Annotated in this window: 15 protein-coding genes; 5 read left to right on the top strand and 10 right to left on the bottom strand. The window is 42.6% G+C overall.

The window, feature by feature from the left end; all coding sequences use genetic code 11:
- Positions 1-208 precede the first annotated feature (208 nt).
- From POV27_RS04360 to POV27_RS04330, 7 genes are all read right to left on the bottom strand, one after another.
- Entirely contained in the window at positions 209-5044 is a 4836-nt protein-coding gene (locus tag POV27_RS04360) for a T9SS-dependent choice-of-anchor J family protein (protein WP_272861504.1), read from the bottom strand.
- A gap of 380 nt (positions 5045-5424) precedes the next feature.
- Positions 5425-6729: an NADH:ubiquinone reductase (Na(+)-transporting) subunit F gene (gene nqrF / locus POV27_RS04355; RefSeq protein WP_272861503.1), complete on the bottom strand. Its 1305-nt coding sequence runs from the start codon at positions 6727-6729 to the stop codon at positions 5425-5427.
- A gap of 3 nt (positions 6730-6732) precedes the next feature.
- Positions 6733-7455 (bottom strand): NADH:ubiquinone reductase (Na(+)-transporting) subunit E, encoded by a 723-nt coding sequence (gene nqrE / locus POV27_RS04350; protein ID WP_272861502.1) that lies wholly within the window; start codon positions 7453-7455, stop codon positions 6733-6735.
- Between the two features lie 27 nt (positions 7456-7482).
- A complete protein-coding gene (locus POV27_RS04345) occupies positions 7483-8130 on the bottom strand; it encodes an NADH:ubiquinone reductase (Na(+)-transporting) subunit D (RefSeq protein WP_272861501.1) in 648 nt (215 codons plus the stop codon).
- Positions 8131-8133: 3 nt separating this feature from the next.
- Positions 8134-8886 carry a Na(+)-translocating NADH-quinone reductase subunit C gene (locus POV27_RS04340; RefSeq protein ID WP_272861500.1) on the bottom strand — a complete coding sequence of 251 codons (753 nt, stop codon included), beginning with the start codon at positions 8884-8886 and terminating at the stop codon, positions 8134-8136.
- 2 nt (positions 8887-8888) lie between these two features.
- Positions 8889-10112 (bottom strand): NADH:ubiquinone reductase (Na(+)-transporting) subunit B, encoded by a 1224-nt coding sequence (locus POV27_RS04335; RefSeq protein ID WP_272861499.1) that lies wholly within the window; start codon positions 10110-10112, stop codon positions 8889-8891.
- 4 nt (positions 10113-10116) lie between these two features.
- Positions 10117-11469, bottom strand: coding sequence for a Na(+)-translocating NADH-quinone reductase subunit A (locus tag POV27_RS04330; RefSeq protein ID WP_272861498.1), 1353 nt, complete (start codon positions 11467-11469; stop codon positions 10117-10119).
- 193 nt (positions 11470-11662) lie between these two features.
- Here POV27_RS04330 and POV27_RS04325 point away from each other — a divergent pair, with 193 nt between their 5' ends.
- The 3 genes from POV27_RS04325 to apaG all read left to right on the top strand — a co-directional run bounded on the left by POV27_RS04325 (position 11663) and on the right by apaG (position 14622).
- Positions 11663-12925 carry a type IX secretion system plug protein gene (locus POV27_RS04325; RefSeq protein ID WP_272861497.1) on the top strand — a complete coding sequence of 421 codons (1263 nt, stop codon included), beginning with the start codon at positions 11663-11665 and terminating at the stop codon, positions 12923-12925.
- A gap of 103 nt (positions 12926-13028) precedes the next feature.
- Positions 13029-14240, top strand: coding sequence for a DUF3667 domain-containing protein (locus POV27_RS04320; RefSeq protein ID WP_272861496.1), 1212 nt, complete (start codon positions 13029-13031; stop codon positions 14238-14240).
- 1 nt (position 14241) lies between these two features.
- Complete coding sequence (gene apaG / locus POV27_RS04315; RefSeq protein WP_272861495.1) at positions 14242-14622, top strand: Co2+/Mg2+ efflux protein ApaG; 381 nt, start codon at positions 14242-14244, stop codon at positions 14620-14622.
- On the opposite strand, the gene POV27_RS04310 is transcribed toward apaG, so the two are convergent.
- Positions 14591-15607, bottom strand: a complete 1017-nt coding sequence (locus POV27_RS04310; RefSeq protein WP_272861494.1) for a DUF6695 family protein — start codon at positions 15605-15607, stop codon at positions 14591-14593. The genes apaG and POV27_RS04310 overlap by 32 nt on opposite strands.
- Positions 15604-16308: an NRDE family protein gene (locus tag POV27_RS04305; RefSeq protein WP_272861493.1), complete on the bottom strand. Its 705-nt coding sequence runs from the start codon at positions 16306-16308 to the stop codon at positions 15604-15606. The genes POV27_RS04310 and POV27_RS04305 overlap by 4 nt, the downstream gene beginning before the upstream one ends.
- Positions 16309-16476: 168 nt before the next feature.
- Between POV27_RS04305 and pruA the strand changes: the two genes are divergently transcribed.
- Positions 16477-18102: an L-glutamate gamma-semialdehyde dehydrogenase gene (pruA, locus tag POV27_RS04300; protein WP_272861492.1), complete on the top strand. Its 1626-nt coding sequence runs from the start codon at positions 16477-16479 to the stop codon at positions 18100-18102.
- Between the two features lie 88 nt (positions 18103-18190).
- Positions 18191-19288 (top strand): T9SS type A sorting domain-containing protein, encoded by a 1098-nt coding sequence (locus POV27_RS04295; protein WP_272861491.1) that lies wholly within the window; start codon positions 18191-18193, stop codon positions 19286-19288.
- Positions 19289-19304: 16 nt separating this feature from the next.
- Here the strand turns inward: POV27_RS04295 and rsmG are convergent, their stop codons facing one another.
- On the bottom strand, positions 19305-19934 hold the full coding sequence (rsmG, locus tag POV27_RS04290; RefSeq protein ID WP_272861490.1) for a 16S rRNA (guanine(527)-N(7))-methyltransferase RsmG: 630 nt from the start codon (positions 19932-19934) through the stop codon (positions 19305-19307).
- Positions 19935-19969 lie beyond the last annotated feature (35 nt).

Raw genomic sequence — 19969 nt, 5'->3', positions numbered from 1 at the left:
AACGGGGGTTTTTGTATAAAGATATTACTTATTATGATTAAAACATTATTATTCAAGCACATAAAATCATTTTAGAACAATTTAAACAACCTTCAAAACTGATGTTTGATCGATATAAAGGAGCTTTTAAGAACGATATGAAGGATTTGTTAAATAAAAAAAACGCCTCCAATAAGGAGGCGTTTTTCACATTGAATATTTTATGTCTTTATTTCTTCACAATTTTCTTGGTAACAACACCTTGATCTGTAGTTAACGTAACAAAGTATACAGAGGTCTTTAATCCTGAAAGGTCTATCAGAATGTTGTTATTACCTTGTATATTGTTTGTAGTCACCATTCTTCCCATAAGGTCATATACTTCTACCTTTTCGATAGCAGCTTGTGGCGATGCAATGTTCAATTGACCTGTTGTTGGGTTGGGGAACATGGTAATCGACTCCAGCGCTACACTTTCAGTTCCCAGTACTCGGCTGAAATGCAAAGTGAAACGGTTATGGAAGGTTCCCATTCCGCTAACAAACCCATAAGAATCTACCCTTAAGTCCTGAACGGCCCCCGTAAGATGATCTACAAGGTAAACATCGGAGTCCGTAAGTTGTACCCCCTCTATATCGGCAATGGAAATCTTGTATTCCGTATCGGCATCGATGAGGGTTGAGAACCCAACAGGTACAGTAATGGAATGATCGAACTGCCCCAGGGTCTGGATACCCAGTTCCTCAGTACCATCCTGAAGGTGAGTATACAAAGAAACTACTGTAGCCAATCTTCGGCTGTCATAACCAGGGTCCATCCCTTCTGTGGCATTGTCTCCGTTGAAAGCCAATAATGCTTGCTTCTGCATGCTATATTCAGAAGTGGATAGGTTCAACCAAATACGCTCCCTGTCTTCCTGAACACGAAGTGTATTGTTATTGTCCGTTCTTCTCATGGCATTGGTAAAGACTGCTGTTCCTGCAGCCGTCGCCTTGATACCAAATCCTTGGCCCGTGGAAACATATCCATTGGGACGCGTGTCGATACCCGTTCCATCCGAAGCGGCGGCAGTACCCCCAGATAGGTTGTACATAGAGATGTCTTCCATAGAGAAGTTCATGCTTCCCGCTCCTGGCAAAGTAGCACTTGGAGGCGTAAGATGCTCCCAGAAATACAACTCGTCGATCATGGAATTGGCACTGATGAAGTCGTCTGCTAAAATGGCCGAAGGATATGGGTTTGCCAATACATTAGGACTGGCATTCTTATTATCTGCTGGCCCAGGTCCAGGCGTATTCTGTACCACCGTAAAGTTAACAGGACCGGTATTAAGGGTTCCTCCATCATATGTATAGTTGAATACACCTCCTGGCTGACCGTACCCAGCCTGTGGGCGTACGATGTATCCTTCTCCCGGTGTAATTGTTCCTGCTACTACAGGCGACCAGAAGTCATTATTATCATCTGCAAAGTTCTCAGCTCCTGGGAACATGGCTTCTACATCCGGATGCGGCACAAAGTTGGCCGTCTCAGCATCCAACACTAAGAAGGCCGTGTTCCAAACGCTTTCCCTAGTTTCTGTGGTCATTGGGCTTCCCATCACCATAAAATCCCTGGAGGCCAAATTCGGCGTCGTAAGGTTTACATTGATGGTTCCATTATTCTGAACAATAGGATTCGCGTTGGTTTGCACCACACTTCCTTCGTGTTCTACTACTACAGTACCATTTACAATGATATCTCCCGCAATACTAGTAAAGGTACTTCCCGGCACGGTTAAGGTAATTCCGGAATTCACTGTTAGCTTACAGGCATTTAGGTTTCCATCGGTATTGGTATTGTAGTTTCCAGCCAAAATAACTTCGTTGGTGGCGTCAGGTGCCCCAGCAGGGCTCCAAGTAGCACCATCCCATGTTTTGGTAACCCCGGCACAGGATACAAAAGCACTTGCCGTTCCGAAGTAATAGTTTCCATTCAGTCCAGTGAATGTACCCGTAAGCGTCACATTACTCCCGAAACTGCCAATGGTAAGGGCAGAAGTTTCTGTCACACTGGAGGCGGTTCCCCTTGCAGCAACCAAATTTGCACGGAGCAGTCCTGTGGCCGATTCCCAACCGGCAATTTCAGCTTCCGTGAAATAGAAGGTAATACTGTTATCTCCAGCTCCTGCTGTATTCGATGGGGTGATCGTAAATGTTTTGTCCATCACCAAATTCGGAGCACTGCTTCCGTTATAGGATTGCGCACTGGTTCCTGCTCTAGACACATAAGAACTAACACAACCATAATCGAAGCTATTGTTATTGGTCATGCCAATCATCACATTGTCAGAACTAGTATCTTGGGCATATCTTGTTCCCGTTCCATTGATTTCCATCTGATCCTGCGTAGCAGAATTTTCCGCTGTTTGTACATCGGTAGATACGGTAGCCGTCACCGAAACATCATCTAGCATGAAAACAAAGGCATCGGCAGAGACAACATGGAAGGTAATATAAATGTTTTGCCCATCGTAAGCCGATAGATCATAGGTGTATTCCGTCCATGTGGTCGGAGGTTCTACATAAGGACTCGCGCTTATAAAGGTAAAACTGGCTGGATTCGTATCCGTTGTTGAAACCCCGACTTGGAAACGCTCCAAACCATAGGTATCGACTACAGACTTCGCCCAAAATTTCAATTCGCTATTGGTTCCATTCAACGCAATTTGCGGCGTGAAGATATAGTCATCGTTCTGCTGGGGCGCTATACTTTCATTAAAGCAATAATATCCTTTATCGCCGGAACGGGCATCAAAGTTACTCCCCGCAGCCGAAGGCGTTGTCTGGCTTGGGTTGAACACGATAAATGTTCCTGTATAATTTTCGTTGGTAAAATCGTAGGCAGTAGATCCATAGGTAGAATCGCCATCGCCATCGAACATGGTCCATCCACCAACTGGATTAATGTCGAAATCTGAATAGGTTTCGAAACCGTCGCTGAATAAGGTAGCCGTCTGCGTAGAAAGCGGAACGACATCAGGACTCGAAATGGTCAGGGTATACGAATCTGCACTGGTATTGGCCGTAGCATCTCCACCATTGGCATTCACCGTAAAGTCTACCGTTACCGTTTCATCTCCTTCTACCAAACCATCGTGGTACACTCGCAGGATCATATTTTGGGAAGTAGAACTACCCGTACCAAAGGTAACATTAGGTGTAAGTAAGTCGAAGTCTACTCCTGTAGTCGCTGTTGAACTTCCATTTATTACAAAGGTAACATCCGCATTGGCCGAAGGGGCCAAAGCGATATTCAAAGGAACCGTTACATCGGTAAAACATCCGTCTTCATCTTCAGTTTCAGTACCTGCAGTAGTTGAAAAGCTAATCTCTGGGGTGTCGGGCGCAAGTTTAAACGAATACACTCGTACCTGTCTACCATTGGCACCTCCGTCTCCAGAATACTCTGAGGTAACCCAAAAGGTTTTATCATCACTAGGATCCCTTACGGCCTGTCCGTAATCTCCATAACGGTCGTTCCCGGTTACCGAGTTGGTTCCAGAAATCACCAAATTCTCTCCAAAAGTCATAGTTCCCAGTGCATCTCCAGCTAACCTTCCCGTATAGTAAAGTGATGGGAAAGTAGAAGATCCTGTTTTGGTATATCCTAGACCGATATTTCCTTGGTCATCCATAGACATACAGCCCATGAATACAGATTCTTTAAGCGCAACGGTAGCTTGTGCAGGATCGGTAAATGTACCTTCTTGGTATACACTCCAAGAAGCACCACCATCTGTACTTCTCATCTCTACCCAGCGGATTCCCGATTTTTGGGTCCCATTCTGAATTTCAACTACCCAATTCAGTAGAATAGATTCGTAGGTAGGAAATTTATACCAATGACACATATTCATTACAGCTCCTACGATAGCATCGATTCGCTGTGTAGTACCCGGTTGTTGCAAGTTGGCAAACCCTCCTGCGATGGCTGCATCGAAAGGAGAAGTTGGTATTTGTATTTTACCTGAAATCGTGGAGTTAGCAATGGTTGTAGCATTGGTCCAATCCATATCGATGTTCCACAATCCGACGTGATCTGAGGTTACTCCAGAAAAGGCATCATCTTGATAGAATAATATTTTCGCATCTCCCGTAGCGGCTCCCGATGCTTCAGAATGTGCAGGAATAGGAGCGGCAAAACCAGAAGATCCTAATCCAGAGGGAGAAAAACCTACAATCTCTGCAGTACCGTCTCCCGCCAACATTTTATTTCTGTTGAAGGTATATACTTTTTGTGCTCCGGTGAAGTTACCTGCAGTTACATAGGTATCTCCCCAAATCCCGTAGTGGGGATAGTCATTCCCTGCGGTCAACTCATATTCGTAAACGTTGTACGAGCCTGTTGGGTCTGGTGTTGTAGATACCCCAATAAGGAATACATCATCACTTAAAGATGGATTACCAGATAATTGAAACTGGGACAGGAACCATCTGTCTGCTTCTCTATCATACATCACTACAGGATCCCCTGCGTTATCGGCATGCGTAGGTCCGGATAATGGATCTGTTAGCAGCTTGGGGAAACCAGACGCCATGACGCCTGTTTTATCGAAAACGGCCCATTGCCCATTCTCCATAGTAACCACGTGGTTAGGCCCTACGGCCATGGATGGATCGGGTGGAGAAACATTAAGCCCAATACTTTCAAAACTCACAATGGGTGTTCTTGTTGAAGAAGCACGCTTGTGTCCTTCTGGCCCTTGTATTAGGGGATCTATTTCCGTACTACTGCGTCCTGCTGCATTAAGATGTGCCAATTTTCTTTTTCTCTTCTCACTCATCTCAGATGAAGTATTTACACCATCTTTTGGAACAAAGTAACCATCGAATGTGGTCAGATCATCACAAACGGGCATATCCCTAACTGGGGTAGAAACATAAAAGTTCTTAGGGTAAAGGATTTTTGTAGGATATCTACTTGGAGTGTACTCGCTGTTTTTTTCACTTGTTCTTTCTTGAGCGAACATTGCTGTTGCAAAGCACAAAAAAAGCAACAGTAAGGTTGGTTTTCTTTTCATCATAATTCACATTTTTAGGCCAATCCTATAGTAAGATAATAACATGGTAAAAATTGCTATTAGTAGCAATTAACGGCCAAATAATTTAATTCAGGGGTTTGAAAATTTTTTAGATTATACTTTCCATTTCTGTAGTAATTTTCCAGTAATAACTGACTGAAATCTTCCAATTGACTGAAAATGAATATGAAAGTATGTACCAAGAATTTGGCCGGGGAAGGCATACGATTTGGGTTCATTGGGGTCAATTGATTTGGTAACTCCCAAAAATACATTTTTATCGAAGAAAAACAACATTTTGTCGATAATATCTCGAAATTGTATTAACAAGAAAAACCCTACAAAATTGTAGGGTTTTTTCATTATTAATATGTCTAAGAATATTATCCTCCGAAGTCGTCGAATCGGATGTTCTCGTCCGGAATTCCGAAGTCTTCTCCCATCTTCTGAACCGCCTGGTTCATCAATGGAGGACCACAGAAATACAATTCGATATCTTCTGGTGCTTCGTGGTGGTTCAGGTAGTTATCGATCACCACTTGGTGAATGAATCCTACGAATCCATCTCCTTCTCCTTCAATGCCTTCTTTCACTTTCCAGTTATCTTCTGGAAGCGGCTCAGACAATGCCATGTAGAACTTGAAGTTAGGGAAGTCTCTTTCTAATGCTCTAAAGTGCTCAATGTAGAACAACTCTCGCTTAGAACGTCCTCCATACCAATAGGTTACTTTACGACCCGTTTTCAAAGTCTTGAAAAGGTGGTACAAGTGAGAACGCATTGGCGCCATTCCAGCACCCCCACCTACATATAGCATTTCAGCTTCGGATGGGTTGATGAAGAACTCACCATAAGGTCCGGAAATGGTTACTTTATCTCCTGGCTTCTGAGCAAAGATGTAAGAAGAAGCAATTCCTGGATTTACTTGCATCCATTGGTTCTTCGCACGGTCCCATGGTGGAGTTGCAATACGAACATTCAACATAATCTCACGCCCCTCGGCAGGGTATGAGGCCATGGAGTACGCTCTTTCTACGATTTCGGTGTTCTTCATTACCAATGGCCAAAGACCAAATTTATCCCACTCGGCTTGAAACTTATCAGCCGTTTCATGCTCTTCAGGGTGGGCAGTAATGTCGATATCACCATATTTAATCTCACATGGGGGAATTTCAATTTGAATATACCCACCAGCTTTGTAGTTCATATCTTCAGGAATCTCTACTACGAATTCCTTGATGAATGAGGCCACGTTGTAGTTTCTCACTACGGTCGCTTCCCATTTCTTAATTCCGAATACCTCTTCAGGAATGTGGATATTCATGTCTTGCTTTACCTTTACCTGACAGGCCAAACGGGCACCTGATTTCAGTTCCTTACGGGTAAAGTGAGGGGTTTCGGTAGGCAAAGCCTCTCCTCCGCCTTCCAATACATGACATTCGCACTGGATACAGGTTCCACCACCTCCACATGCAGATGGCAAGAATACTTTTTGATTTCCAAGGGTGGACAACAACGTCCCTCCAGAAGGAACTTCTATGACCTTTTCATCGTTAATGGTAATCTTTACCGGCCCAGAGGGGGAAAGTTTTTGTTTGGTGAATAGCAAGAGTGCCACCAAAAGAAGGATCAACACTAAAAACGCGACCACCGTGGCTACTACTACACCTAATGTACTTGCTAAGATCATAGTTTATTCAGTTTTATCTGAAACAGCTGCTTGTGCTGTCTCGGTCTCTTTTTCAATTACTTTTTCTACTTGTGCAGCGGAATCGCTTTCCTCTTTAGCCGCATCGTCCCCTCCAGTTAACATTCCTCCAAAACTCATAAATCCGATGGCCATAAGTCCTGTAATAATGAAGGTAATTCCCAATCCTCTTAAAGGAGCAGGAACATTAGAATAACGGATTTTTTCGCGAATCGCGGCAATTGCTAGAATGGCCAAGAACCATCCAATACCAGAACTGAACCCATAGTTCAATGCCAAGGCAAAGCTCTCAATCTCTCTGGACTGCATGAACAGGGAACCTCCTAAAATCGCACAGTTTACAGCGATCAAGGGAAGGAAAATACCCAAGGAGTTATACAACGCTGGAGAGAAACGCTCTACCACAATCTCTACCAATTGTACCATCGTTGCAATGGTCGCAATAAATAGGATAAAAGATAGGAAGCTTAGATCGTAATCGGCATACTCTGCTCCCAACCAAGTTAAAGCTCCTTCTTGCAGGATGTATTGGTCCAATAACCAGTTGATCGGCACGGTCACGGTAAGTACGAAAATCACCGCTGCACCCAATCCAACTGCAGTGCTTACTTTTTTGGACACCGCTAGGTAAGAACACATTCCCAAGAATGTGGCAAATACCATGTTGTCCACGAATATCGATTTAAAAAATAACTCAAGATGTTCCATATCTATATTGTTTCAGTCTTGGACCTACTAGTTTTCTTCAATTAATGCTTTGTTTCTACTACGCTGTACCCAGATAATGATTCCCACGACGATCAATGCCATTGGGGCCAACAGCATGAAACCGTTGTTTTCATATCCTATACTATATACACCGGACTTGGCGATTGGGTCTCCCAAAACCGGGAATCCCAATAAAGTTCCTGATCCTAGCAGCTCACGGAAGAATCCTACAATAATTAAGATTACCCCGTAACCCAATGCGTTTCCTATTCCATCTAAAAAGGAACGCCAAACACCATTACCCAATGCGAAGGCCTCGAAACGCCCCATAATGATACAGTTGGTAATGATCAATCCAATAAACGCTCCCAGTTCTTTACTCAGCTGATACGAAAATGCTTTCAATACTTGGTCTACAATAATTACCAAGGTTGCTACAACCACCAACTGTACAATGATTCGGATCTTCGATGGGATAATGTTTCGCATCAAAGAAATAACTATGTTTCCAACACCCATTACAAAAATTACGGATATGGACATTACAATAGAAGCCTTAAGCTGCGCAGTAATCGCTAAAGCTGAACAGATACCCAATACCTGAATGGTAATAGGGTTATTATCCGCTAGGGGATCTAAAATCAGCTTACTATCTTTTTTTGATAATAGTGCCATAGTCTAGTTCGTTTTTTTAAGGTTTTTGAAAAATGGTACGTACAATTTTAGGTCATTCCTAATCATGGCCGACACTCCGTCTCCAGTAATAGTAGCACCAGCAATGGCATCTACTTCATTATCTTGTTTATCCTTATTGAGCGGATCTGCATTACTTTTTGAAATAGCAATACCCACAAAATTACCAGAGGCATCCAGTAAATGTTCTCCTATGAAGTCGTCCATAAAGTAACGCTCCTTAATATTAGCTCCCAAACCTGCGGTTTCTCCTTGGTGATCGAAATAGGCTCCTTGCACTACCATGTTTTCGTCCATGGCTACATAGGCCCATACAGCATCCCAAAGTCCTTTTCCTCGAATAGGAGCGATGTAATATTTCTTCCCGTCTTTCTCACCTACGAACAAAGGCAAACGACGCTCTTCACCAGCCTTAGCTTTGGCCTGCTCCTTTTTCACATCGATGAGATAAGCCTTATCATCGGCTTGCGCAGAACCATTGGCAATTACTAATTGCTCGGTAATGTATTGCTCGAACAATTTTGCAGCATCGGTTTCAGCAACAAAATTGGCAGAACTTTCGTCATTTTCGTTTACGCCCATGGCGTACAAAATATTCTGCTGCTTTTCGATCCTTTTATTCTCGGTAATGGTAGGCTTCAATACCTGTGCAATAGTAGCCAACAAAGCTCCTACCACTATTACCATCAAAATCGAAAATATGATGGTATAACTATTTTTTTCTGTATTAATCGCCATAATTAAGCAGTTTTAACTTTAAGACGTTTCGCTCTTCTCTTAATATTTCCTTGTAATACGTAATGATCAATGGTTGGCGCAAACACATTCATCAACAGAATGGCCAACATTACTCCCTCCGGATAGGCAGGGTTAAATACTCGAATCGTTACGGAGATGAATCCTATCAGGAATCCATAGATCCACTTTCCCCTATTGGTTTGCGAAGCAGTTACTGGATCTGTTGCCATGTAGACAATACCAAATGCGAGACCTCCAATTAATAAGTGATGCCAGAACTCGGTACTCATTAAGCTAAAGAATTTACTTCCTTCTCCTATCCATCCTTGGTCCACTACTCCGTTAAAGATCAATCCCATGGCCAATGCACCAATGATGGCAGAAACCATGATTCTCCAGCTACCAATCTTCGTAAAGATTAAGAATAGTCCTCCAATAAGTATTAATAAGGTAGAAGTTTCACCAATGGATCCTGGAATCAATCCGTAGAACATGTCCATAATGTCGTAATCGAATGCTTTGTTTTGGGCCAAACTTCCCAAAATGGTTTCCCCGGAAATAGCATCTACATTGGCTCCCCCTGCAATTTCATTTGCTCTTTCTACCGCTCCGTGCACCCAAACCTTATCTCCACTCATCCAGGTAGGATACGCAAAGAACAAGAAGGCACGAATGGTCAAAGCTGGATTAAGGATATTCATCCCTGTTCCTCCAAATACCTCTTTTCCAATAACAACTCCAAATATTACCGCTACGGCTAACATCCATAATGGAATGTCCACAGGAACGATAAGTGGAACTAACATTCCTGTTACCAAATATCCCTCTTCAACTTCATGTCCTTTGATCACCGCAAAAATGAATTCCACAGCCAATCCTACAACATAAGAAACTACAACAATGGGTAGTACTTTCCATGCTCCCATGCTAAAGTTGGCCATGCTCCAAAATTCCGGAGAAAGGAATCCGGCAGCTTTAGAAATCTCTCCAGTGGCGAGATAATGCTGATACCCCGCATTAAAGATTCCGAAAATCAAACAAGGAACCAAAGCCATGATCACTGTGTTCATGGTACGCTTTAAGTCATCGGCTCCTTTAACATGCGTCCCGTTATGGGTTGTTTCATTGGGTAAGTACAAGAAGGTATGGATTGCGTTGAACGCAGGTGCCATCTTCTTCCCTTTGTACTTCTCTTTTAGCTTATGTAAATTTTGTTTCAATCCCATAGCGTTATCCTATTTCTTTATACATTAAGTCCAAACCTTCCCTGATGATTTGTTGGTGGGGCTGCTTGGATACGCAGATAAATTCAGTAAGTGAGAAATCCTCGGGAGCTACTTCGTACATTCCCAAAGCTTCCATCTGATCCAAATCCTTCACCATACAGGCCTTTAAAATCTGTAATGGGTAAATATCCAATGGAAAAACCTCTTCGTAATTACCAGTTACCACAAAAGCTCTGTGCTCTCCATTGGTATTGGTATTGAGGTCGTATTTTTTCTTTGGCATCATCCAAGAGAAAGTCAATGCTCTGGATGGAGAAATCTTATTGAAAATAGGTTTGTTCCATCCGAAGAACTCATAGTCGTCCCCTTCAGGAATTACAGTTACCGTATTGTCGTAAAATCCTAAGTGCGCCTTTGGAGAAATTTGGGTTCCACTTAACACATCTCCACTAATGACCCTTGAATTGTCTTCGGAAAGACCAGAATCATAAATAAAGGTGGCTACCTCAGCTCCAATTTTAGTGGTGTAGTATTTTGGTGCTTTTACTGAAGATCCCGACAAAGCAATCACTCTTTCGGCATTAAATCTTCCTGTAAGGATCAGCTCACCAATAATTACCAAATCCTGTGCGTTCACCGTCCAAACCACCTCTCCTTTGTTCACAGGATCGATCTTTGCAATCTGAGTCCCTACGTTCCCTGCTGGGTGAGGACCACTAATTTTATGTATCGTTACATCTTTAAGTCCATCCAATGGAGAAGCTCCAGATTTTCCAATACATACATGTACTTTACCTTCGGTCAACTTACTCAAGGCAGTTAAAGCCGCCTGAAGTTCATTTTCTTTTCCTTTTAAGGTAAAATCCAAATCGGCTACTAAAGGTCCCGTACTGTATCCCGAAACGAAAATAGCTTTTGGTGTACTTTGTGGATTGGCCACTACCGCATAAGGACGCTGCTTAATGAAAGGCCAACATCCCGAACTTAATAAGTGACTTTTGATCTCTTCCGGCTTCATGGAATCCGGATTAATGATTCCAAAATCCTTGTAGGTATCCTGTTGATCTCCTTCAATAGTTATTTTGGTAATCACTCGTTTTGCACCTCTTTCAATCTCGGAAAGTGTCCCACTCACAGGAGAGACAAATTTGATATCCTCATTGGATTTACTATGGAAAATAGTATCCCCTGCCTGAACTTTGGCTCCTTCTTTAAGCGTCATTTTAGGGGTAACGAGATGAAAATCTTGAGGTCTTATGGCAAATGTGCGGGAGCGTGGTGCTTTGGAGAGTGTTTTGTCCGCTTCGCCTTTTAAATTAATGTTAAGACCTTTTCTAATCTTAATGTCTTTGGACATAGGATATACGTGTTAAAGTTCTCGTAAAAACCTGAAACATAGATTGCCCAGATTTAGCGACCGCAAATTTACGAACTTCGAAGAGGTTTTCATAATAAATAGGAATAATTTTAATTAACAGGAAACGGTAAGGTTTTCGAAAAAGTTTTAGGCACAAAATTTGCTTACCTTTAACCGCAAAATCAGGTAACCTATGCTACAAAAAGCATTACTTATGTTCGGTTTTTTGGGAATGGTAGTAAGCACCCAAGCCCAGATTGTTGAAAAAATTGAGCCGGAATATATTCGAACCATCCAATTTAGGGGGAATTCACAATTCAGTCAGTTACCCATCATACGACTGGGCGAATCGCTTCAGTTGTCCTTCGACGATATTAATGGTGACGAAGAGGATTATTACTATGTCATTACCCATCACGATTTCGATTGGTCCGAAAGTGATCTTTCCAAAGGGGAATATATGGATGGTTTTGACGATGTACGGATCGAGACCTATGAAAATTCATTGAATTCGCTTCAGCTCTATTCCCATTACACCCTTACCATCCCAAATAGAGAGACCCGCCGACTCAAAAAAAGCGGGAATTACCTACTCAGTGTTTTCGATTATGACGGAGAGTTGGTTTTCACCCGGAAGTTCATGATCATGGAACAGGAAGTGAAGGTAGCTGTCGAGGTGAAACGCTCACGGGATATCCAATACATAGATACCAAACAAAGTGTTCAGTTTACGATAGATTCCCCTACCCGTCCCCTCATCAATCCAAAGCAGAACGTAAAAACATTGGTGCTTCAAAACAGCAACCTAAAAACGGCCATTACCGATTTAAAACCACAATACACCATTGGGAGCGAGCTCATTTATCGGTACGATCAGGAAAGTGCTTTTTGGGGTGGAAACGAATTCTTGAATTTCGATAGCAAAGAAGTCCGTGGAGCCAACAATACCATTCGCCGGATAGAACTCACCGACCTTTTCGAACATTATCTATTTACCCGATTATCCCGAGCCGATAGGCCCTACACTTATTTCCCAGATATTAACGGAAACTTCGTGGTGCGTACCTTCGGGATCGATTCCGACAGAAATCCCAATATTGAAGCGGAGTATATCCGTATGCACTTTAACCTTCAGTATTACGAGGATATTGGCGATAAGGAAATCCATATCTATGGAAACTTCAACAATTGGTGTATCGACGAGAGTACCTATATGAAGTACAATCCCGAAACGGACTCCTACCAAAATACCCGCTTGTTCAAACAAGGGTTTTACAACTATCGCTTTGCGCTTGTAGACCGGGATGGATCGGTGGATCAAGGAGCAATTGGCGGTAATTTCTGGCAAACGGAAAACGATTATACCGTCATTGTATTCTACCGCGGTCCTGGGGAGCGTTTCGATCGAGTGATTGGATACGGTCGAGCGAATTCCGAACTCATCTCCAACAACTAATTCACGATTAAAAATTAGGACTAGGGAGTATATTTCTTTCACCCCTCGCATTTTGGTCAATGCCCAATAGGGCTACTATCGTTAAGTTTTTTAACTTTACGATATGACTAACCAACTCCCCACCAAACACAAAGGGCGGAAGGCTGCCAAATACAGGGCTCCGAAATGCCTTAATTGTGGCACCCCATTAGAACTGAGCGATATGTATTGCTCCTATTGCGGGCAATTGAACACCACCAAGAGTCTTTCGCTCAAGGACTTTTTCGGGGAGTTTATTGGCAGCATCATCACTTATGATTCAAGGTTTCGCTTTACCTTAAAAGACCTTCTGCTTCGGCCTGGGGTCATTACCCGAAACTATGTAGGAGGGCAGCGATTAAAATACGCCAATCCGTTTCGGTTCTTCTTAAGTGTTTCTATCATTTATTTTCTTGTGCAAAGCTTGATTGCCACTTTTACAGGAACGAACAATTTGATTAACGATGGCAACAAAAAGGGTCCCAATTTCGAGTTAAAATCGGATGGGGAAAATTTTAAGTTGGTTCCCAAAGTTCCAGATAGCATCAGCATAGATTCGGTCTTGAAAGCACAGGGAGTTCCTGTTGAAGCGATTGGATTGGATTCCATACTCGCAGCGAATGAAGTGCCCAGCACTCAGGAATTGGATTCCATGATTAAGGAAGCCATCCCAAAGCCCAAGGAGGCGGACTCGTTAAAAACCTACGAGTACATTTCTGAAGAACATCTGGACACCCTGAATCGGGCCAACAAAATCGTAAAGCGTTTTAGCTTGTATTACGACTTTTATGAAGCCACCGGCATAAAGGATCCGGCGCAGGCACTAGACAGCCTTAAACATGCCAACACTGGCTATAATCGTTGGGCCTACAATAAGAATGAGGCGTTTGAGCAAATCAAGGAACGGCCTGCAGAGTTTGCAACCTATCTATTCGAGAAGACACCTTTCTTTGTCTTCTTCTTTACGCCCTTCTATGCCCTATTCTTTTGGCTCATTTATTCGAGAAAAAAATACACCTATATGGAGCACATGATCTTTATCTTCCATATATTCAGCTTTGTATTTCTGGCCATGCTCATTGCTATTTTGCCGGACATGCTTATTGGGGAAGATGTTTTTGTGAGCATCCTATTTTTACTCATAGGCCCGTTTTATTTTTATAAGGCATTGCGTAATTTTTACCAACAAAAACGACTCATTACCATAATAAAATTTATTTTCCTAAATTTCGTTTTTTTGATAAGCGCCACGATTAGTGCCGTTCTGTTTTTTGCAGTCACTGCGGCCATGTATTGACATGATACAATTAACCACACAAGGAATTAAAGTTTCCGTAGAGAGTAATTATGAGAATGCTTTTTACAATAAGCAGCAGAAACAGTATGCCTTTTCGTATCGTATTACCATAGAAAACAACAGTCCGGAATCCATTCAGCTCATTTCGCGCTATTGGCTCATTAAAGATGCATTGAACCACACGGTCGTGGTCGAAGGAAAAGGAGTCATAGGCCAACAACCTATCATTGATCCTGGCAAAGCGCATACCTATGAAAGTGGTTGCTTACTAATTTCACCTTTCGGTTCCATGCAGGGCCACTATGATATGGTAACCAATTCCAAGAATATTAAAGTGGGAATTCCCTTATTTAAGCTGAACGCACCTTTCGCGATGAATTAAACACGGTGTAGCTAGCAATCCCGTCCAATCGTATCTTTTCTTCTCCTTGAATGACGTGACAGAACCCACAGTGGGAGTCGTACGTAAATTGAAAGGGCTGATACGCATCGAACACTTCTGAAACGTAGATCCCGTCATAATCTACTTCGAACAAATCGTTGTATCTACGAATGCGGAAATGCGATTTGGGTAACTCTTCGTCCAAGATCAACTCGAACCATGCATTGCTTCCCGTTCCCGATAGTTTTTGAGCATGCTCTGGAATATTTCTTTCCGATATAGAAGCATGGGAATTGGGTCGTTTTTTGTCGAAATAATTGGTCAGGTTTTCCTTAAACGCAGATCCTTTGAAAGGTTTTACATTCCCTTCGAAAACTTCGTAAACCGTACCCAGTGAAGCCGCCTTTTCTACATTACCCACTGTACTAGGGGTAAATTTTTTATTGAATTTCAAGGCTCGAACCACTTTTTCATCCGAGGTTGAAGCCAATATGGTCTCCGTTACGAAACGCGAACAATTACTTCCGTCTTTATTGAAGGCCCCATAAGGGATACTCCCCCTACCTTGAAGACTATCGATGTATTGTTGTGCTTTCTTAAAATCGATGCTGTAGCATATAGAAGCGAGCAATCGTCCTTCTCCGTGTGTTTTATGTGGATTGGCATCCAACCAAAGCAAAAGCTCTTCGTTATTTTTTAGCATACCTATATCACAGAACTTCGCTTTAATCGGTACATGAAGTTCGGCATCCGTATTGGCTCCCCGCACCCGTCCATGACCTTTCGGGGTTACATATCGTCCAAAATCGAAATAGCACGCCTCTCCTGTTTTGTTTTCAATAAGCATGAGGGCGGCATGACCTGCCTTAATGTACTCCCGGGTACCAAGACCCACTAGTGGCAACACATTGCAGATCCATTCATCACTCATGGTAACGAAGGTATCCGGATATGCCAGTACTAATAGGGTTCCCGTGTGCTTCAAAACTTCAGCTTTTTGGATTCTTTTGTTTGCAAATCTTCATATACGAAAGTGCCAAGATCGGCATTTTTTTCGATCTGACTTATGCTCTTAGTCTTCACAAACCCCATATCCATTACAAGATCGCTGTGCGGATTTCCATCGCCTGCTGTTTTATGGAAATTTAAAAGGGCGTTACCATCCATCGCCAGATCATCCTTCAACAAGTCCGAAAACCATACTTGCCTTTTGCGTTTTACGTCTTTTGGATATAGCAATGAAGAAGACCAGATGTGAGGTTGCAGGGACTTTTCAGAAAAATGGGAGTTGGCTCCATCCCAAACCAATTCATGGATTTTTAGGGTTTCGGTCCAATCGACAATAACCACTGTAAAAGGCTCTATGCCTGTAAAATCGAAATGATGCACCTCAGCAACCGCATTTACTGCCGTAAGCAAGGAAGTCACTATGATTCCACGGCTCATTCTGTAGCTCTCTTTCCGGATATGCGGTTCGAAACCTCCATTCAACAAACAAACCAGCCTTTGCCGATCGCTTACGCCCAACCAAGTTCCCCCCGCCACTGCATCCTTCGGAAAAATAAGCTTGGATCCTTCTACGTCGTATTCTTCTGGTAAAAGTGTCTTTCGTTGCGGGGCTTCGTCCCTACTGGATGTAAGAATGAACCCGGAATCGGTCGTTGGGTAAAAAGTGAGCGTACACATTGTTTAATGCAACTGTCTTTGGTAAACTGGACATTACAAAAATAGGTATATCTGCCGTAACCCTTCACTTTCCTTTTCAGGTTCATTAAGATACCCACATCCATAGTATTTTACTGCCTCTAAATTTGTACCTTTGCAACTCAAATTTAAAAACCTAAACAAAACACCATGGGAAAAGGATTTTTTGAAGTTCCAATCGCCGTAAACGAACCGGTTTTGGGCTATGCTCCGGGCTCTCCAGAACGCGAAGCCGCATCAAAAACCTATAAGGAAATGTACAACAGCACTGTTGATGTACCTTTATATATTAACGGTGAACATATCACTACCGGAAATACAGCAACCATGTCTCCTCCGCATGATCATCAACATGTATTGGGGAGCTATCATAAAGCTGAGAAATCCCATGTTGAACAAGCGATAGCAACAGCTTTGGAAGCCCGCAAAAAATGGGCGCAAATGCCTTGGGAACAACGCGCAGGTATCTTCTTACGTGCCGCAGAACTTATTGCTGGTCCGTACCGTGCAAAGATCAATGCTGCTACGATGCTAGCCCAATCTAAGACCATTCATCAAGCAGAAATTGATGCCGCTTGTGAGTTGATCGATTTCCTTCGATTCAACGTTCAGTTCATGACCGAAATTTATCACGAACAACCAGAGTCAACTTCAGGCGCTTGGAACCGATTGGAGTATCGTCCTTTAGAAGGATTCATCTACGCGATTACACCGTTCAACTTTACAGCCATCTCTGCTAACCTACCTGCCAGTGCGGCTCTTATGGGGAACGTAGTGGTATGGAAGCCTAGTGACAGCCAGGTATATTCTGCCAAGGTAATTTTAGACGTGTTCCAAGAAGCAGGGGTGCCTCCAGGAGTGATCAATATGGTGATGGGAGATCCTGTGATGATTACCGATACTATTTTGGCCAGTCCCGATTTTAGCGGATTGCACTTTACCGGATCTACTCATGTATTTAAAGATATTTGGCAAAAGATAGGTACCAACATCCACAATTATAAAACCTACCCTAGAATTGTTGGGGAAACGGGTGGAAAAGACTTTATCGTTGCCCACAAAACCTCAAACCCAAAGCAAGTAGCTACCGCTATTGCAAGAGGAGCGTTCGAATTCCAAGGACAAAAATGTAGTGCGGCCAGTCGCTGTTACATTTCAAAAAGTATTTGGAACGACGTAGAGAAGTACCTAAAAGAAGATTTAGCTTCCTTTACCATGGGATCGCCAGAAGATATGAGCAACTTCATTACTGCTGTGATCCACGAGGGTTCTTTCGACAAATTAGCCAGTTATATTGATCAGGCAAAAGCAGATGCCAACGCCGAGATCATTGCTGGGGGTGGTTACGACAAGAGCAAAGGGTATTTCATTGAGCCTACGGTAATCAAGACCAATGATCCAAAATACACCACCATGTGTACTGAATTGTTTGGACCTGTAGTGACCATTTATGTGTTTGAAGATGACGCTTGGGAAGAAACCCTTCACCTAGTAGACGAAACCAGCGAATATGCCTTAACAGGAGCTGTTTTTAGCGAAGATCGCTATGCCTTGGAAACAGGGATTAAGATTTTGGAAAATGCCGCTGGAAACTTTTATGTAAACGACAAGCCAACAGGTGCGGTTGTAGGACAACAGCCCTTTGGAGGTGCAAGAGCCAGTGGAACCAATGACAAAGCTGGAAGTAAATTGAACCTATACCGTTGGATATCGCCAAGAATGATTAAGGAAACCTTTGTTACCCCTACGGATTACAGATATCCGTTCTTGGGATAAAATTCAAATTTCACGACATAAAAAACCTTTCGAATCGATTGTATTTGAAAGGTTTTTCTTTTTTTAGCAATCCCAATTCAAAATCATCATGAAAAAACTTCTAGTGTTTCTTTTCGCTTGTGTATCCCCCACTCTTTTTTCACAACAAATCAATACAATTACAATTGAGCGCTGGGAAGCCAATGATTGGGAAAACAACATACTTCAGACTTACAGCTATAACAGCAATGATCAAATTGCTTCCATCTTGGGGGAGTTTTGGGAAGGTACGCAGTATGAAAACAGCTCATTAACAAGTTACAGCAACTATATGGGCAATACCGTAGGAGAAACCATATCACAAATATGGGCAGGTACGGATTGGGACAATAGCACCCGAACTGTAAATCAAGTGAACGGCGATGGCCTTTTAAGCGAATCGGAACTTACCTCTTGGTTCAACAATATGTGGAACAATTTCGTTTTTCGGGAATACACCTATGACACTAATGAACACCTTGTCTATTTGCTTCAGGAATTCTGGGAGAATGGCGCCTATGTAAATAATTCACAAGTCAATTACACCAACAATGCTGACGGATTTCCCATTCAATTAATCGGGGACTCTTGGAATAGCGACAACAACACATGGGAAAATTCGTATCGAACCACCAACACCTATAACAGTGATAACGCCATATTGGAGTTCTTGAACGAAACTTGGAATGGAAGTCAATACGTAAACAGTAGCAGAAACCTGTATACCTATGATGGCAATGGCTACCTTATCGAACTATTGACCCAAATTTGGGACGAAACAGGGAATAGTTGGGTAAACTCGTCTTTCCTCACCTATCAGAACAACAGCAATGGAACCATCAACACGATTATTACCCAATTGTGGACACAATCCAACACTTGGGAAAACTCTATGCGCTGGACCTATTCGTACAATACGCTCTCCACAGAAGAAAACGAATGGAATCAATTACGTTTATTTCCAGTTCCCGCTAACGATAACTTATATCTTTCACATACTTCAAAAAACTATCATTATACCGTTTACAGTCTCCAGGGCGAAACCATACGATCGGGTTACTTAATGCCGGGAAACGCTATTAATCTAGAAGGAATAGCCTCTGGAACGTATCTTGTCTCATTGACTTCTGAAGGACAAGAGAGCATCAAAAAAATCATCAAGCAATAGAGAAATCTAAAAAAGGCTATCCTTTGTATTTCATGGGAAGATGGACCACACTTTTGGTGTCGAAAAATTCTTCTTTGAAGTAATTGGAAAGCGGATATACCTTGGCAGTGCGGTAATTGGCCAACTCTTCGGTTAAGTCGCCTCCTTTTAAGTAAAGGATACCGTTTCTAAGCTCATGCCGACTATCTTTAAGGATTTTCCCTTTCACCCAACGTACAAAGGTTTCCATTTGTGCCACGGCCCTACTTACAATAAAATCGTAGTGATCGTCAATCGTTTCCACACGCGCGTTGGTCACTTTTACATTTTCCAGCCCCAAACCATCGCGTACCTCTTCTACCACCTTGATTTTCTTCCCAATACTATCTACCAAGTGGAATTGCGTTTCTGGAAAGAGAATCGCTAAAGGAATCCCCGGAAAGCCGCCTCCAGTGCCTACATCCAAGACTTTTGATCCCGGCAAAAAGAGCTGAACCTTGGCAATTCCCAAGGAATGCAGCACATGCCGTAAATAAAGTTCATCGATATCTTTTCGGGAAACCACGTTAATTTTTAGGTTCCAATCCTTATAAAGGCTTTCTAATGCGGTGAACTGCTCTATTTGTGTTTCCGATAGATCGGTAAAATAAGACTGTAGTAATTCCATAGTGAGTTATCAACCGCAAAAGTAGCATATCCTTG

It is taken from the genome of Aureisphaera galaxeae (genome assembly GCF_028561275.1).
Taxonomy (GTDB): Bacteria; Bacteroidota; Bacteroidia; order Flavobacteriales; family Flavobacteriaceae; genus Aureisphaera; species Aureisphaera galaxeae.
This window is presented reverse-complemented; position numbering and strand designations above follow the sequence as displayed.

Coding starts and splice junctions, on each gene's coding strand:
- POV27_RS04330 (WP_272861498.1), bottom strand. CDS start 11,469: ATGTCCAAAGACATTAAGATTAGAAAAGGTCTTAACATTAATTTAAAA.
- POV27_RS04360 (WP_272861504.1), bottom strand. CDS start 5,044: ATGATGAAAAGAAAACCAACCTTACTGTTGCTTTTTTTGTGCTTTGCA.
- POV27_RS04345 (WP_272861501.1), bottom strand. CDS start 8,130: ATGGCACTATTATCAAAAAAAGATAGTAAGCTGATTTTAGATCCCCTA.
- nqrE (WP_272861502.1), bottom strand. CDS start 7,455: ATGGAACATCTTGAGTTATTTTTTAAATCGATATTCGTGGACAACATG.
- POV27_RS04305 (WP_272861493.1), bottom strand. CDS start 16,308: ATGTGTACGCTCACTTTTTACCCAACGACCGATTCCGGGTTCATTCTT.
- pruA (WP_272861492.1), top strand. CDS start 16,477: ATGGGAAAAGGATTTTTTGAAGTTCCAATCGCCGTAAACGAACCGGTT.
- POV27_RS04320 (WP_272861496.1), top strand. CDS start 13,029: ATGACTAACCAACTCCCCACCAAACACAAAGGGCGGAAGGCTGCCAAA.
- POV27_RS04325 (WP_272861497.1), top strand. CDS start 11,663: ATGCTACAAAAAGCATTACTTATGTTCGGTTTTTTGGGAATGGTAGTA.
- POV27_RS04335 (WP_272861499.1), bottom strand. CDS start 10,112: ATGGGATTGAAACAAAATTTACATAAGCTAAAAGAGAAGTACAAAGGG.
- POV27_RS04340 (WP_272861500.1), bottom strand. CDS start 8,886: ATGGCGATTAATACAGAAAAAAATAGTTATACCATCATATTTTCGATT.
- rsmG (WP_272861490.1), bottom strand. CDS start 19,934: ATGGAATTACTACAGTCTTATTTTACCGATCTATCGGAAACACAAATA.
- POV27_RS04295 (WP_272861491.1), top strand. CDS start 18,191: ATGAAAAAACTTCTAGTGTTTCTTTTCGCTTGTGTATCCCCCACTCTT.
- nqrF (WP_272861503.1), bottom strand. CDS start 6,729: ATGATCTTAGCAAGTACATTAGGTGTAGTAGTAGCCACGGTGGTCGCG.
- apaG (WP_272861495.1), top strand. CDS start 14,242: ATGATACAATTAACCACACAAGGAATTAAAGTTTCCGTAGAGAGTAAT.